The sequence below is a fragment of the Sphingomonas degradans genome, from assembly GCF_053502645.1.
Map to the genome: position 1 here is coordinate 3,462,964 of NZ_CP177172.1, position 15,190 is coordinate 3,478,153.

The 15,190-nt window shown below is 68.9% G+C and carries 15 protein-coding genes; 11 read left to right on the forward strand and 4 right to left on the reverse strand.

From position 1 onward, the window contains the following. Positions 1-20 precede the first annotated feature (20 nt). The 3 genes from ACG3SL_RS15755 to ACG3SL_RS15765 are packed head-to-tail and all read left to right on the forward strand — an operon-like array spanning position 21 to position 1,960. The gene (locus tag ACG3SL_RS15755) at positions 21-809 is read left to right on the forward strand and encodes a VOC family protein (RefSeq protein ID WP_448662117.1); all 789 of its coding nucleotides are present in this window, start codon (positions 21-23) and stop codon (positions 807-809) included. Next, positions 802-1,455 carry a glutathione S-transferase family protein gene (locus tag ACG3SL_RS15760; protein ID WP_448662118.1) on the forward strand — a complete coding sequence of 218 codons (654 nt, stop codon included), beginning with the start codon at positions 802-804 and terminating at the stop codon, positions 1,453-1,455. The genes ACG3SL_RS15755 and ACG3SL_RS15760 overlap by 8 nt, the downstream gene beginning before the upstream one ends. 10 nt (positions 1,456-1,465) lie before the next feature. Continuing rightward, on the forward strand, positions 1,466-1,960 hold the full coding sequence (locus ACG3SL_RS15765) for an SRPBCC family protein (RefSeq protein ID WP_448662119.1): 495 nt from the start codon (positions 1,466-1,468) through the stop codon (positions 1,958-1,960). Here the strand turns inward: ACG3SL_RS15765 and ACG3SL_RS15770 are convergent. Then, positions 1,927-2,490 carry a J domain-containing protein gene (locus tag ACG3SL_RS15770; protein WP_448665146.1) on the reverse strand — a complete coding sequence of 188 codons (564 nt, stop codon included), beginning with the start codon at positions 2,488-2,490 and terminating at the stop codon, positions 1,927-1,929. The genes ACG3SL_RS15765 and ACG3SL_RS15770 overlap by 34 nt on opposite strands. An 89-nt stretch (positions 2,491-2,579) precedes the next feature. Here ACG3SL_RS15770 and ACG3SL_RS15775 point away from each other — a divergent pair, with 89 nt between their 5' ends. The 4 genes from ACG3SL_RS15775 to ACG3SL_RS15790 all read left to right on the forward strand — a co-directional run bounded on the left by ACG3SL_RS15775 (position 2,580) and on the right by ACG3SL_RS15790 (position 5,330). Then, the gene (locus ACG3SL_RS15775; RefSeq protein ID WP_448662120.1) at positions 2,580-2,864 is read left to right on the forward strand and encodes a BolA family protein; all 285 of its coding nucleotides are present in this window, start codon (positions 2,580-2,582) and stop codon (positions 2,862-2,864) included. Then, positions 2,861-3,334 (forward strand): NUDIX hydrolase, encoded by a 474-nt coding sequence (locus tag ACG3SL_RS15780; RefSeq protein WP_448662121.1) that lies wholly within the window; start codon positions 2,861-2,863, stop codon positions 3,332-3,334. The genes ACG3SL_RS15775 and ACG3SL_RS15780 overlap by 4 nt, the downstream gene beginning before the upstream one ends. A 64-nt stretch (positions 3,335-3,398) precedes the next feature. Beyond that, the gene (locus ACG3SL_RS15785; RefSeq protein WP_448662122.1) at positions 3,399-4,298 is read left to right on the forward strand and encodes a pirin family protein; all 900 of its coding nucleotides are present in this window, start codon (positions 3,399-3,401) and stop codon (positions 4,296-4,298) included. 117 nt (positions 4,299-4,415) lie between these two features. After that, on the forward strand, positions 4,416-5,330 hold the full coding sequence (locus tag ACG3SL_RS15790; RefSeq protein WP_448662123.1) for an alpha/beta fold hydrolase: 915 nt from the start codon (positions 4,416-4,418) through the stop codon (positions 5,328-5,330). Positions 5,331-5,405: 75 nt separating this feature from the next. Here the strand turns inward: ACG3SL_RS15790 and ACG3SL_RS15795 are convergent, their stop codons facing one another. Further along, positions 5,406-7,133 carry a gamma-glutamyltransferase family protein gene (locus ACG3SL_RS15795; RefSeq protein WP_448662124.1) on the reverse strand — a complete coding sequence of 576 codons (1,728 nt, stop codon included), beginning with the start codon at positions 7,131-7,133 and terminating at the stop codon, positions 5,406-5,408. Between the two features lie 212 nt (positions 7,134-7,345). Between ACG3SL_RS15795 and ACG3SL_RS15800 the strand changes: the two genes are divergently transcribed. After that, positions 7,346-9,133 (forward strand): AMP-dependent synthetase/ligase, encoded by a 1,788-nt coding sequence (locus tag ACG3SL_RS15800; RefSeq protein WP_448662125.1) that lies wholly within the window; start codon positions 7,346-7,348, stop codon positions 9,131-9,133. A 136-nt stretch (positions 9,134-9,269) separates the two neighbouring features. Then, positions 9,270-9,617 (forward strand): endonuclease domain-containing protein, encoded by a 348-nt coding sequence (locus tag ACG3SL_RS15805; protein WP_448665147.1) that lies wholly within the window; start codon positions 9,270-9,272, stop codon positions 9,615-9,617. A 10-nt stretch (positions 9,618-9,627) separates the two neighbouring features. Here the strand turns inward: ACG3SL_RS15805 and ACG3SL_RS15810 are convergent, their stop codons facing one another. Next, positions 9,628-10,371 carry a dienelactone hydrolase family protein gene (locus tag ACG3SL_RS15810; RefSeq protein ID WP_448662126.1) on the reverse strand — a complete coding sequence of 248 codons (744 nt, stop codon included), beginning with the start codon at positions 10,369-10,371 and terminating at the stop codon, positions 9,628-9,630. Between the two features lie 843 nt (positions 10,372-11,214). Then, on the reverse strand, positions 11,215-14,094 hold the full coding sequence (locus tag ACG3SL_RS15815) for a M16 family metallopeptidase (RefSeq protein WP_448662127.1): 2,880 nt from the start codon (positions 14,092-14,094) through the stop codon (positions 11,215-11,217). Here ACG3SL_RS15815 and ACG3SL_RS15820 point away from each other — a divergent pair. Together ACG3SL_RS15820 and ACG3SL_RS15825 are read left to right on the forward strand one after the other, a co-directional pair. Further along, positions 14,093-14,518, forward strand: coding sequence for a hypothetical protein (locus ACG3SL_RS15820; RefSeq protein WP_448662128.1), 426 nt, complete (start codon positions 14,093-14,095; stop codon positions 14,516-14,518). The genes ACG3SL_RS15815 and ACG3SL_RS15820 overlap by 2 nt on opposite strands. Positions 14,519-14,585: 67 nt before the next feature. Next, a complete protein-coding gene (locus ACG3SL_RS15825; protein WP_448662129.1) occupies positions 14,586-15,161 on the forward strand; it encodes a NifU family protein in 576 nt (191 codons plus the stop codon). Positions 15,162-15,190: the final 29 nt, after the last annotated feature.

Sequence of the window (15,190 nt, forward strand, 5' to 3'; positions counted from 1 at the left end):
CCACGCAAAAGGAGGACGCAATGACCAATCCGCATGGCAGTTTCCTGTGGTACGAACTGATGACCCGCGACGCGGGCGCCGCCAAGGCATTTTATGACGCGGTGGTCGGCTGGCGCATCGCGGCGCAGGCGGCGCCCGGCCCGATCGATTACCGGATGATCGAGGCACACGACGGTCAGGCCGGCGGCGTGCTCCAGCTCGACGCGGCGATGCTCGCGGCAGGGGCGACGCCGGCGTGGTTCGCCTATTTCACTGTGGACGACGTCGATGCGTCGGTCGCGGCGATCGTGGCCGAGGGCGGCACGGTGATGGTGCCCGCATGGGACGCGCCGGGCGTCGGCCGCATCGCGATGGTCACCGATCCGCAGGGCATCCCCTTCTACGTGATGCGCGGCGCGACCGAGGGCGCCACCAGCACCGCCTACCAGCGCCATGGCCTCGGCCATGTCGGCTGGAACGAGCTGCTGACGCCGGACGCCGACGCGGCGCTCGGCTTTTACCATCGCCAGTTCGGCCTGACCCATATGGGCGGGATGCCGATGGGCGCGATGGGCGAATACAGCTTTATCGGGCCTGAGGGCGGCGAGGCAGTGGGTGCGATCATGCGCGCCCCGCCGGGCGCGCGTCCGGGCTGGGGATTCTACTTCCGCGTCGCGGATGTCGATGCCGCCAAGGACCGCGTCGTCCAGGCGGGGGGCACCGTGACCAACGGCCCGATGGACGTGCCCGGCGGCGAGCGCGTGTTGCAGGCGCTCGACCCGGAGGGGGCGGCGTTCGGCCTGGTCAGCGGCCCGGCGGCCGATGCTTGAGCTCTATGGCCACCCCTTCTCGTCCTACACCTGGAAAGTGCTGATCGCGCTGTACGAGAATGCGACGCCCTTCGCCTTTCGCTCGGTGGATCGCGCGTTCCCGGAGCACGGCGCGGCGCTTGCCCGGCTGTGGCCGCCGGCCACCTTCCCGCTACTGGTCGATGGCGGCGTGCCGGTGATGGAGTCGAGCGTGATCATCGAGCATCTCCAGCGCCACCATCCAGGCCCGACGCCGCTGCTGCCCGACGGCGACGCCGCGCTGGAGGTGCGGATGATGGACCGCATCTTCGACAATCACGTGATGGCGAACATGCAGCGGGTCGTCAGCGATGCGCTGCGCCCGGCCGAACGCCGCGATCCCGTGGCCGTGGAACAGGCAAAAGCGGCGCTCGACACGATCTATGGCTGGCTGGAGGCATGGATGGCGGCGCGGCAATGGGCCGCCGCCGACGCCTTCACCCTGGCCGACTGCGCCGCCGCGCCCGCGCTGTTCTATGCCGACTGGGTCCATCCGATCCCGGAGGCCCATGCGGCGCTGCGCGCCTATCGCGCCCGGCTGCTCGCCCGACCCTCGGTCGCGCGGGCCGTGGACGAGGCGCGCCCCTATCGCCACTATTTCCCACTCGGCGCGCCCGATCGGGACTGAGGAGCACACAATGAACGATACCCCTTCGCTGGAACTGTCGATCGAGAAGCTGATCGATGCCCCCGTCAGCGCCGTGTGGTCGGCCTGGACCGACCATCTCGAACAATGGTGGTGCCCCAAGCCCTGGACCACCGAACTGATCGCCTTCGAGCTGCGCGCCGGCGGCCGCAGCGCGATGATCATGCGCGGCCCCGATGGCGAGGAAAACCGGCTGGAAGGCGTGTTCCTGGAGGTGATACCGGAGCGCCGCGTCGTTACCACCGACGCGTTCACTGCGGGATGGGTGCCGCAGGAGGCGTTCATGGTCGGCATCTGGGAATTCGAGCCCGAAGGCGAACGCACCCGCTACCGCGCCTCGGCACGCCACTGGTCCGAGGAAACCAAGGCGCAGCATGAAGTCATGGGCTTCGAGGCCGGCTGGATGGCGGTGGCGGTGCAGCTGGAAGCGGTGGCGCAGCGCATCGCCGCCGATCAGGCGAAGGCGGGTGAGCCCTTGAGCTGCTGATAGGCGGCGATCACCTTTTGCAGCGCGCCTTCGTGGCTGCGGTCGCCGCCGTTGCGATCGGGGTGATAGCGGCGGACCAGCTCGGAATAGCGTTTGCGCAGCGCCGTGCGATCGGCATCGACGTCCAGCGCCAGCGTGCGCAGCGCGTCGCGGTCCATGCCCGACAGCGGCTTGCCGTCCTTGCGCCCCGCCTGCTCCGCCATCCGGCTGCGGAAGCGGGCGCCGATGGCGTCGAGCGGATCGGAGAAATCGGCCCAGCGCGGCGGGCGATCCGCGCCGCCGGTGGCGTTGAACGCCCGCGTCTCGCGCTCCCAGCCGGCATAGGGCCGCTGCGCGTCGTGGATTTCGTCGGGGCTCATGCCGCTGAAGAAATTATACCCCGCGTTGAATGCGCGGACATGGTCGAGGCACAGCCAGCGGAACGGCGGCGGGCCATCGCCGGTGCCCACTGCCCCCTCCAGCGGCGGCGCGCGGAACTCGCCCGGCTCGGTGCAGCCCGGATGCGCGCACAGCCTGCCCTGCGCTTCCACACGGCCGTGGAAGCGGGCGCTGGGGCGATCTTTGCGGGGGTGGTTGGCAGGCACGCGACTCTCTCGGCAAAACGGCTTATATAGGCGGCATGACACGCTCTGCCACTGCCCCGCTTGCCGACATCATCACGGCCCGCCTCACCGCCGCGCTCGCCCCCACGCATCTCGCCGTCAGCAACGACAGCGCGCAGCATCGCGGCCATCTGGGCGACGATGGCACCGGCGAATCGCATTTCAGCGTGACCGTGGAGAGCCCCGCCTTCGCCGGGCTGAACCGCGTCGCGCGCCAGCGGCTGGTCAACCAGGCGCTCGCCGACCTGCTGGAAAGCCGCATCCACGCGCTGGCGATCAAGGCGCGCGCGCCCGGCGAATGAGCACGCCCCGCACCGCACGCCCGGCGGCGCGCATCCTGTTGCTGGACGGGCAGGACCGCGTCCTGCTGTTCCGCTTCGATCCCGACGACCGGCCACCCTTCTGGTGCACGCCCGGCGGCGCACTCGATCCGGGCGAAGGCTATGCGGCGGCGGCGCGGCGCGAATTGATCGAGGAAACAGGCATCGACGCCGAACCCGGCCCCGAAGTCGCGCGGCGCTTCGTCCAGTTCATAACGATCGAGGGCGTGCCGGTGGACGCCGACGAGCGCTATTTCCTGGTGCGCACCGATGCCGAGGCGATCGATACCGCGCGCCACACCGCGCTGGAACAGCGGGTCATGCGCAGCTGGCGCTGGTTCACGCGCGCGGAGATCGCCGCGCACCCCGAGCCGATCTTTCCCGAAGATCTGTGGGCGATGATCGACGCGGCGCAAGGGCAGCCGCAGGAAACGCTGGGTTCCGCGCCCTAAACCCTAGTCTGACTGGGCGAACCGCGCCGGACGCGCTACCCCGGTGCGATCAACGGAGGCACCGATGCGCGAAGACCTGATCATCAACACGATCGAACCGACCAGCCATGATCTGGGCGGGTTCAAGGTGCACCGGACGCTGCCGTCGCGGCCGCGCACCATGGTCGGCCCGTTCATCTTCTTCGACCAGATGGGCCCGGCCCATCTCGACGTCGGCACCGGCATCGACGTGCGCCCGCACCCGCACATCAATCTGGCGACCGTGACCTATCTCTATGCCGGCGCGATCGACCATCGCGATTCGCTGGGCACCTTCGCTACGATCGAGCCCGGCGCGGTCAACCTGATGACTGCGGGGCACGGCATCGTCCATTCCGAACGCTCGCCCTCTGCCGAGCGCGAAAAGGGGCCCGAGCTGTCGGGCATCCAGACCTGGCTCGCGCTGCCCGAGAAGGACGAGGAGCGCGACCCCGCGTTCGAGCATGTCGCCGCCGCCGAGCTGCCCATAATCCGCGCAGGCGGCGCGACGGCGCGCGTCATCATGGGCGAGCTGTGGGGCGCCTCCGCCCCCACCACCAGCTATGCCCAGACGATCTACGCCGATATCGCGCTGGAGCCGGGGGCGAGCATCCCCATCGACCCAAGCGCCGATGAGCGCGCGCTGTATGTCTCGATGGGCGAGGCGAGCCTGGACGGGATGCCGCTGATCCCGATGACGCTCTATGTCCTGCGCCCCGGCACGCACGCGACGCTGCGCTCCGAACGCGGCGCTCGCGTGATGCTGTGCGGCGGCGAGGCGTTCACGACGCCGCGCCACGTCTGGTGGAATTTCGTCTCCTCCAGCCGCGACCGGATCAACCAGGCGAAGGAAGATTGGAAAGCCGGTAGTTTCCCGAAGGTGCCGGGCGACGACAAGGAGTTCATCCCCATTCCGGAAGTGCCCAAGACGGTCAGCTATCCGTAACGCGAAACAGGGGGCGTCCCGCCCCTTGCGGGAGCCTTTTGGCGGGAGCATTGTTCCCCAACGACGCGGATCACCCGTCAGGGCCGGGTGAATCTGCGCGACACAGGGGAGAATGCCATGTTCGATCTGCAACGGATCGCCCTGCCGACCGGCGTTGCGCTGGACGTCGCGGTGGCGGGCGACCGCGCCAATCCACCGATCATCCTGCTGCACGGTTTCCCGGAATCGCACCGCACCTGGCGCCACCAGATCCCGGCGCTGGCAAAGGACTATTTCGTGATCGCCCCCGACCAGCGCGGCTATGCCCGCTCGTCCAAGCCCGAGGGGGTCGCGAACTACGCACCCGAGAAACCGGTGGCCGACCTGCTGGCGCTGGCCGATCATTTCGGAATCGACCGCTTCACGCTGGTGGGGCATGACTGGGGCGGCGCGATCGCGTGGATGGCGGCGTTGCAGAATCCCAAGCGCATTGCCCGGCTGGTCATCATCAACGCGCCGCACCCGCAGATCTTCCAGCGCAAGCTGTTCGACGACCCGGCCCAGCGCGCGGCGAGCCAGTATATCCGCTATTTCCGCGAAACCGATTTCGACCGCAACGTCACGCCCGAGGCGCTGGAGCGATTCTTCGACTCGCTGTTCGTCAAGCATCTCGCCGCGGCGGTGCCCGATGCGGAAAAGGCGCTCTACCTCGAACAATGGTCACAGCCCGGCGCGATGACGGCGATGCTCAACTGGTATCGCGCGACCGGCATGATCGTGCCCGCGATGGACGAGAGCCCCGATCGCCCCAGCTGGATCGACGGCCCCTTCCCGCTCCAGCCGCAACCGACGCTGGTGATATGGGGCATGGCGGACACCGGGCTGCTGCCGTGCCTGTTCGACGGGCTGGAGCGGCTGATCCCCGATTACTCGCTGGTCCAGATCGACGATGGCGGCCATTTCATCCCGTGGCAAAAGCCCGAACAGGTCAACGCCGCGCTGCTGCACTGGCTGGATCGGCACCCGGTCCAGACGCTGTTTCAGTCAAGCTGAAACAGGGCAGCACCGCCCGCTCCCCCCCACCCGGGTGGCCGGGGGGCGGGGCAGGCTGGCACCGATCAAACGACTCTAGCGCGCGGGCGCGGGCTCCACGACGAACTTGCCCTCGCGCCGGGGATCATAGCCGCCGTCGATCCGGCCATCGCGGACGATCACGCCGTGCAGCCCCGAATCCTCGCCCTGCCCCGGCCGCAGCGTGATCCCGCGCTCCGTCAGGCCGCGCAGGACCATCGGCGGGAACTTGGTCACTTCGCCGTTGAAGCTGCCGCCGCGCGCGACGAGGTTGGGCAGCGCCAGCGCGTCCTGCATCGGCAGCTTCCAGTCGACCGCGCCGACCAGCGCCTTGCCGACATAGGCGAGGATCGCATTCCCCCCGGCGGACCCGAGCGCCCCGGCAAAGCGGCCCTGGTCGTCGATCAGCACCAGCGGCGTCATCGACGAACGCGGGCGCTTGCCCGGCGCGACGGCGTTGACCGACAGCCGCCCTGCCGCATCGCGCGGCGCCAGCGCGAAATCGGTCATCTGGTTGTTGAGGAAGAACCCGTCGACCATCCGCCCCGATCCGAAGATCGATTCGACCGTAGTGGTCATCGACACGACATTCCCCGCCGCATCGCCGACGATGAAGTGCGAGGTGCCCGCCGGCTCGGCGGTCGTATCCCGCGCCGCGACCACGGCCCCGGCGGGCGTGCCCGCCACCGGCGCCGGCCCGGCGCTCGCGCCGATCAGCTTCGCCCGCGCCGCGATATAATCGGGCGCCAGCAGTCCGGCGACCGGCACCTGCACGAACGCCGGATCGCCAACATAGCGGTCGCGATCGGCGTACATGATCCGGCTCGCCTCGGCGAAGAGGAACCACGCCTGCGGGTCCTCCGCCCCCCGCGCGGCGATGTCGGTGCGCTCCAGCAGCGCCATCAGCTCCAGCAGCCCGACGCCGCTCGACGGCGGCGGCGGGGTGCAGACCTTGTACACGCGATACCGCCCGCACAGCGCCGCGCGCTTGACGGGGCGATAGGCGGCCAGGTCCGCCAGGGTCATCGCGCCGCCCAGCGGCGCCGCCTGCGTCCGCGCCACGATCCGCCGCGCAGTCTCGCCGCTATAGAGCGCGTCCGGGCCCTGCGCGGCCAGCCGCCGCACGAACGCCGCATAGGCCGGGTTACGCAGCACGTCGCCCGTCGTCATCCGCGTGCCATCGGGCTTCGAGAAATAGGCGATCACATCGGGCGCACTGTTCTCGGGAAAGCGCCCGCCGAGGAAGCGGCCGAGGCGCGGCGAAATCGCAAACCCCTCGCGCGCGGTCCGCTCGGCATCGCCGAACAGCGTGCGCCACGCCAGCTTGCCATGATCGCGATGCGCGACGCTCAGCATCCGCACCGCACCCGGCACGCCAGTCGCCCGCCCGCTCAGCACGGCGTCGCCAAAGGGCAGCGGCTTGCCGTCGGCGCCCAGGAACATCCCCTCGGATGCGCCCGCCGGCGCAGTCTCGCGCCCGTCATAGACCGTCACGTCGCGCGCGGCGGCATCGTAATAGGTCAGGAACGCGCCCCCGCCCACGCCGGAGCTTTGCGGCTCGACCAGCGACAGCATCGCCTGCACCGCGATCGCTGCGTCCACCGCGCTCCCGCCGCGCCGCAGCACCGCCATCCCCGCATCGGTCGCGCGCGGATTGGCCGACACGACGAAGATCTGCGCCGGGGCTTGCGCCGCCACCTGCGCCGCCGGGCGCACACCCGGTGCCGCACAGGATGCCAGCATCAGCGCCGCCAGCGCCGCCATGGTCTTGTGGATCTTTGTCATCGACGTCCCCGAGCGCGAGAGGCGTGCTGCGCTGTCTTCTCGCTTGTGCTTCAACCCGTTGTGCGCAGCAACATTGTGCCTCGGTAGCGCACTTCACGGGAACAGGTCCACGTTCCCTGCGTCGACACGCCGCCGGTGGCGCAGTATGAACAGCCCCCCGGCAAGGATGCCCCCGTGAAAAAGGGCACGACCGGAGAGAGGGACACCACGCAATGCGCCGCCAGCTCGAACGTTTCGACAATCTCGTGCAGATGTTTTTCGTGCGCGCCGCCGAGAGAGGCGACGCCCCGTTCCTGTGGCACAAGAGCGGCGGCAAATGGCACGCGACCAGCTGGGCACAGGCCGCGCATCAGGTCGCCAGCCTCGCCACCGCGCTCCAGGCGCTGGGGCTGAAGCGCGGCGATCGCGTGATGCTGGTATGCGAGAACCGCCCCGAATTCTGCATCACCGACCTCGCGATCATGGCGGCGGGCTGCGTCACCGTGCCCACCTACACCACCAATACCGAACGCGATCACCAGCATATCATCGAAAATTCGGGCGCCTGCGCGATCGTGGTGTCGAACGCCAAGCTCGCGCGCACCGTGCTGCCCGCCGCGATCCGCGCATCGTCCGCGCGGATGGTCATCGGCATCGACGACGTCCATGCCGCGCAGCAGGGCAGCCTGGAGTTCCACGACTGGGCCACGCTGATCGCCCGGCACGATACCCCCGCCGCCGTCATGGCCGAACGCGCCACCTTCGCGCGCGAAGAGCTGGCCTGCATCATCTATACCAGCGGTACCGGCGGCTCCCCGCGCGGCGTGATGCAGCATCACGGCGCGATCCTGCACAATGTCGCGGGCTGCTGCACGATCATTTCGGAGGATTTCGGCTGGGGCGACGAAGTGTTCCTGTCGTTCCTGCCGCTCAGCCACGCCTATGAACATACCGGCGGCCAGCACTTCCCCATCGGGCTCGGCGCGCAGATCTATTATTCCGAGGGGCTCGAAAAGCTCGCCTCGAACATCGAAGAGGTCCGTCCGACGATCATGGTCGTCGTGCCGCGCCTGTTCGAAGTGCTGCGCACCCGCATCACCAAACAGGTCGAGAAACAGGGCCGCTTCGCCGGCTATCTGCTCGATCGCGCGGTCACGCTGGGCGGCAAGAAGGCGAGCGGCACCGCGTCGCTGCTCGACAAGCCGATGGACCTGTTCCTAGGCGCCACGCTCAAGCCCAAGCTGGCGAAGCGCTTCGGCGGGCGGATCAAGGCGATGGTATCGGGCGGCGCGCCGCTCAATCCCGAAGTCGGCATCTTCTTCCAGTCGCTCGGCATCACTTTCCTCCAGGGCTATGGCCAGACCGAGGCGGCGCCGGTCATCTCGTGCAACCGCCCGAGCGCGGGGCTCAAGATGGACACGGTCGGCCCGCCGCTCCCCGACGTCGAGGTCCGCATCGCAGAGGACGGCGAGATCCTGGTGCGCGGCGAGCTGGTGATGCACGGCTATTGGCGCAACGAGGAAGAGACGGCGCGCGTCCTCAAGGACGGGTGGCTCCACACCGGCGACATCGGCCTGATCGACGCCAAGGGCCGCATCAAGATCACCGATCGCAAGAAGGACATCATCGTCAACGACAAGGGCGAAAACGTCGCCCCGCAAAAGGTGGAGGGGATGCTGACGCTCCAGCCCGAAATCCTCCAGACGATGATCGCCGGCGACAAGAAGCCGTACATGACCGCCGTGATCGTCCCCGACCCCGAATGGACCCAGGAATGGTGCGCCCGCTCGGGCGAACGCTGCGACTTCCGTTCGCTAAGCCACGACCCCGACTACAAGGCCGCCGTCGCCGCCGCGGTCGAGCGGGTGAACCGCGAGTTGTCGGTAACGGAGCGCGTCCGCAAATTCATCCTGGCGGACGGCCCCTTCACGATCGAGAACGAACAGCTGACGCCAAGCCTGAAGATCCGCCGGCACGTGCTCCGCCAAGTGTACGGGGAGCGGCTGGACGCGCTGTATTGAGGGGGCGGGCATGGCGTAGCGTCATTCCTCCCCCGGAGGGGGAGGGGGACCAGCCGCAGGCTGGTGGAGGGGTAGTCGCCGCATGCTGCACGGCCCGAAGAAAACCCAACGGCTTGCCGCAGCGCTTCGCCGCACGATGAGCCTGCCGGAAGTGCTGCTGTGGCAGGAGCTACGAAAGCGGCCCGAGGGCTTGAAATTCCGGCGCCAACATCCGGCACGACCCTATGTCCTAGACTTTTTCTGTCCGGCTTCAAGATTGGCAATCGAAATCGACGGTGAGGCACATGCGCGAGGTGATCGGCCAGAGCGCGATACTGCTCGGGACGCCTGGCTCACTGCGCAGGGCGTACGGGTACTACGAATCGCGGCCGTGGAGATTCTGTCGAACCCCGAAGGGACGGTCAAACACATCACCCGGATCGCCCGCGGAGACTACCCCTCCACCGGCTACGCCGGTCCCCCTCCCCCTCCGGGGGAGGATTGAAGAAGTCCCCTCACCCCAACACCCGCCGGTAAAACCCCAGCGTCAGCGACATCGCCTCCAGGAACAGCGCGGGGTCATAGCGGGGGCCCTCGTCGCGCAGGAAGGCGTGCTGGGCGTTCATCTCATGCCAGGCATAGGACACGCCCGTTTCCTCCAGCCGCGCGCGGATCGCTTCGCGGCCGGCAAAGGGGATGTGCGGGTCCTGCCGACCCCAGACGAACAGCATCTGCGCCTTAAGATCGGCCATCCGCGCCATGCTGTCGTCGCTGCGCCCCTCGCCCAGCGTGCCCGAATGGATGTCGGTGGGGTAGAAGCACGCCGCAGCCGCCACGCGCGGGTCGAGCGCGGCGCGGTAGGCCAGATGCCCGCCCAGACAAACCCCGAACGTCCCCAGCCGCCCGTTGCACGCCGGGTGCGCGGCCAGCGCGGTCAGCCCCGCCGCCGCGTCGGCGTCATAGGCCGCGACCGGCTTGGTGACTTTCAGCGCGTTGCCGCGATCGGTGCCGGCGGGATCATAGGCCAGCACCGTCCCGGCGGGCTCGTACTCGTGATAGACCTCGGGCACCGCGACGACATAGCCATTGCCCGCGATCATCGCCGCCAGCCGCCGAATGGGCGCGGTCACCTGATAGATTTCGGAGAACAGCAACACGCCGGGAAACCGCCCCTCGATCGCGGGCCGAAACAGATGCATCCGCATCGCGCCCCCGCCGGGCACGTCCACATCCAGGGTCTCGTCGCTGCGCAGGATCATCCGGGGTTCCTAAAAGGGCTGGGGGAATATCCGCCCTTAGCGTCCTGTCCGGGCGGGAGGATAGCCCCGCCAATCGCCCCAGCGTCGCCCCGGGCTCGGCCCGAGGCCCAGCGTCTTCTCCTCCACCGCCCGCCGCAGACAGCGGGACCCCGGCTCAAGGCCGGGGCGACAAAGGGAGGGGACACTCTCACCCCGTGGCCCAACCCCAAACCGCCCGCGACTGCTCCCACCCCCACGTCACCCCGGGCTTGACCCGGGGCCCAGCTTCTTCCGCCAACCGGTCGCGAACAGGGAGCAGCTGGGCCCCGGGTCAAGCCCGGGGTGACAGGGATGGTGGCGACGCCTCGCGCCAACCAACTGCTGCGGAGCAAGACGGCGCGGCGCGGCGCGGCGCAGCCCCCTTCTTCTCTGCGCCCTCTGCGCCTCCGCGCGAACCAAAAACGGCCCGCCACACAGCGACATCGCAAGAGGCACGGGCCCTCCCCTAGCCCCTCCCGCACGCGGAAGGGGGACTATTTCGCCTTTTCCGGCACGATCGCCAGCCCAACATACCGCGTCACCCCGGGCTCGACCCGGGGCCCCGCTTCTTCGGCCAAACGCTCGCGGACGGAAAGGCAGCGGGGCCCCGGGTCAAGCCCGGGGTGACAGAGGTCTGGCGCCGCCTCGCGCCAATACCTGCTGCGGAAGGAGGATAACTGGCGCCGGGGCGGGCCCTCTTCCTTCTTCTCTGCGCCTCTGCGCCTCCGCGCGAACCAACAAAGCGCGCCAAACAACGACACCGCGCGGGGCTGGCACGGGCCCTCCCCTAACCCCTCCCGCACGCGGGAGGGGGATCGACGCCCCTTACTTCGCCGCCTTTTCCGGCACGATCGCCAGTGTCCAGTCCTTGTCCGGGCGCAGATACTTCGCGGCCAGCGCCTGCAGCTCCGCCGGCGTGACCTGTGCGTAATCGCGTGCCAGCGTCTCCACCGATGCCAGGATCGCGGGGTCGAAGCTGCCGCCTTCCACCAGCCGCATCCAGAACATGTTGCCGCTCGACTGTCGGATGATCATCTGTTTCAGCGGGGTCAGCGCGCGGGTCAGTTCGTCCGCGTCGATCGGCTTCGCGACCAGATCGGCGGCGATCCCGCGCGAAAGCTGGAAGAAGAAGCCGGTCTTGTCGGGCGGCACCAGGCCCAGCGCGATCAGCTTGCCGCCGCTGCTCATGCCGGTCGGCCACTGGCTGGCGACGTTGGGCGAATAGCTCACGCCCGCCTGGCTGCGCAGCTGGTCGATCATCCGGTCGCGGAACACCGCCGCCAGCACGTCGAGCCTGCGGCTCTCGCCAATGCCTGCGGTGCCGCCGCCGGTCGGCCAGGCGATCACTGCCGCCGCCTGGTCTTCCTTGCCGGTGTGGGTGCGCACGACCGGCTTGTCGACATGCGCCGGGAACGGCGCCTCGGGCGTCAGCTTGGCCGCCACCGCACGCGGCTTGAGCGCGCCGAACGTCTCGCCCACGGCCTTCACCGTCGCGTCGGCGTCCATGTCGCCGAACACCTCGACTTCGATCGGCCCGGTCGCGAGCAGCGGCTCCCACAGCTTGCGGAATGCCGCCGGCGTGATCGCCTCGATCGTCTCGCGCGCAGGGATGCCATAGCGGGCGTCGCCCGAATGGAGCAGCTTTTCCAGGTCGCGCGACAGCACGCCGTCGGGCGCGGCAGACAGCCCGGCATAGCCCGACAGCATCCCCACCTTGGCGCGCAGCACCGGATTGGGGTCCCATGCCGGCGCCGCCAGCTTGGTCGCGAACAGCTTGAGCTGGTCGGCCAGATCGGCCTTGTTGGTCTGGCCCGCGAGCTTGAAGGCATTGTCGTCGATGCCGAAGTTCAGCCCGATCTGGCGATTGCCGGTCAGCGCGTCCAGTTCCTCCTGGCCAAGCTTGCCGACACCACCCGCCATCAGCGCCATCTCGCCCGCCCAGGCCGCCGAAGGCGTGGAGGGCAGCGCGTTCAGGCCACGCCCGAAGCGGACGTTGACATAGACCTTGCCGACTTCCGACGCATCGGGCCGCATCAACAGCGTCACGCCATTGGCATAGACGACCTTCTCGATCTCCGCCGCCGGCACCGCCACGGTGCGGCTCGCCACCTTGCCCGGCGCGCCCAGTTTGGGGAGCTGGGCAAAGGTGACGTTGCCGACGCTGCGGCGCTTGCCGCTGGCGGCGACATCGGCCTGGAGCGCGGCGGTCACCTTGGCCACCACCTGCGGATCGGGGGTGCGGGTGTTGACCAGCGCGCGCGTCGCCGTGCCCTGGAACACGCGCTTCGACGCTTCCTGCACCGTCGCGGGGGTGAACATCCGGGCAGTCACTGCGCCCTTGAAGATGTCGTAGCTCCCCTGGGGCGTGGTCACCGTCTCGTTGATGTCCACCGCCTGGATCAGATCGTCGGCCAGGCTCATTCCCGATTCGACCGGCGCGGTGGCGATCCGCTGCTTCATCTGCGCTTCGATCTCGGCGAGTTCGCGGTCGATCTCGGCCTGGGTCGGCGGCGCGGCCTGCGCGTCGGCGATCACCCCGCGCACGTCGCGCAGCGCGGCCTCCCAATCGTCACCCGTGGGCAGAATCTGTACGGTCGTCACATTGGCCGATCGCGCCACGTCGCTCAGGTCGGCGCCGGCGGCCAGGAACGATCCGCCGCTGCGCGCCCGCGTCTCCAGCCGGCGGCTGATGATGCGGATCGCGACCAGATCGACCATGCGCTTCTGGTTGAAGATCACCGTATCGGCATAGACCGTCCAGGGGCGCACGATCGTCATCATCACCAGCGGCTGGAGCGCCGGTTCGACCAGGCTGGCGGCGGCGGGATGATCGGGCGAGGGCTTGCCGAAATCGGGGTTGGCGGGCGCCGGGCCCGTCCCCTTCCAGTCGGAGAAATATTTGGCGACCATCGCCTCCATCTGCGCCGGATCGACATCGCCGATGACGATCACGGTCGCGCGCTCGGGGCGATACCAGCGGTCGTGGAACGCCTGCACGCTCTCCGGCGTCGCGGCCAGCAGCGTCTCGGTCGTGCCGATCGGCTCGCGCTGCGCCACCGGCTGCCCGGCAAACATCAGGTCGAGCATCGCATCCTGCAACCGCACCTGCGGCCCCGGCTGCTCGCGCTGTTCGGCCATCACCACCGGGCGCTCGGCGGTCAGCGCCTGCTGCGTGATCGCCGGGCCGGTCATCATGCCGGCCAGGATCTTGAAGCTCTCGTCCAGCCCGGTCGGCGTCGCCATCGGCAGGTCGAGCTTGTACACGGTCTGGGTAAAGGTCGTGCTGGCGTTGCTGTCCGACCCGAAGGTCACGCCCAGCCGCTGCCAGATGCGCTTCGATTCGCCATCGGGCACGTGCACCGATCCGCGGAACGACAGGTGCTCCAGCAAGTGCGCATAGCCGCGCTCGCTGTCCTTCTCCATCAGCGAACCCGCGTCGATCCGCACCCGTACCGACACCTGCCCCGGCGGCACGCCGTTCTTGCGCACCGCATAGCGCACGCCGTTCGGCAGGCGCCCGAACTTCCATTCGTCGTCATGGACAAGGTCGCTGCCCTTGTAGAGCCACGGATCGTCCGCCGTCTGCACCGGCCGTGCGGCGGGGGTGGTGGCGGTAGCGGCGGTCTGGGCCTGAACCGGCAGCGCCGATGCGAGGGGTGCGAGCGCGAGCGAGGCGAGGAGCGGTAACCGCAAGGTACGAAGCATGAGTCCCCATCTAATGGCGATCGCACCGGCTTGCCAGCGCGCACCTTTCGCCGCGATGTACGAAATACGCCGATCCTGGTTCCCCGACGGCTGGTGGCGGCGCGATCGGCTTGAAACCGCACTGCCGCTGCCCGACATAAGGGACATGGAAACCACCACCGCCGCGCGGCAAAAGGCCTGGGGCGAATTTCGCCGGATGCTCCTCATCATCGGTATCGCCGGGGTGGTGATGGTCGCGGGCGCGCTATGGTATCTCTCGCTGTTCGGCCCGCTCTATCTGTCGATGATCCTCGCCACGGTCGGCGGCGTGTTCGTCTCGACCCTGCTCGGCTGCGGCCTGTTCGCCGCCGCCTTCTTCAGCGACAAGAGCGGCCACGACCGCGAGGTCTCCGAGACGACCACGCGCGACGCGCCCAAGGACTGACGCCGGCAACCTTGCGTTTCCGAGAGCGGCGCTTGATCCCGGGCCGCCAAGCGCCCACATCGCGGCCATGTTGATCGAGACCGAACCCACGCCGAACCCCGCGACGCTCAAATTCCTTCCGGGTCGCACCGTGATGGATGCCGGCACCCGCGATTTCGCCTCGCCCGAAGATGCGGAGGCGTCGCCGCTGGCGGACGCGCTGTTCGGGCTCGGCGACGTGACCGGCGTGTTCTTCGGCCGCGACTTCATTTCGGTCACCGCCGCCCCCGGCGTCGAATGGCCGATGCTCAAGCCCGACGTGCTGGGCATCCTGCTCGATCATTTCTCGGCCAACATGCCGCTGTTCCGCGCAGGCTCTGCCGCCGGCATCGCCGTCCCGCCCGAGGGCGCCGAGTTCGGCGACAATCCCGAGGATGCCGACATCGTCGCGCAGATCCGCGAGCTGATCGAAACCCGCATCCGCCCGGCGGTCGCCAATGATGGCGGCGACATCGTCTATCGCGGGTTCGACGCGGGCAAGGTCTATCTCCAGATGCAGGGCGCGTGCGCCGGCTGCCCCTCGTCCACCGCGACGCTCAAGAACGGGATCGAGCAGCTGCTCAAGCATTACGTTCCCGAAGTCACCGAAGTCCGCGCGATCTAACCCCGCGCACCCACCCCGAAAGGACCGAC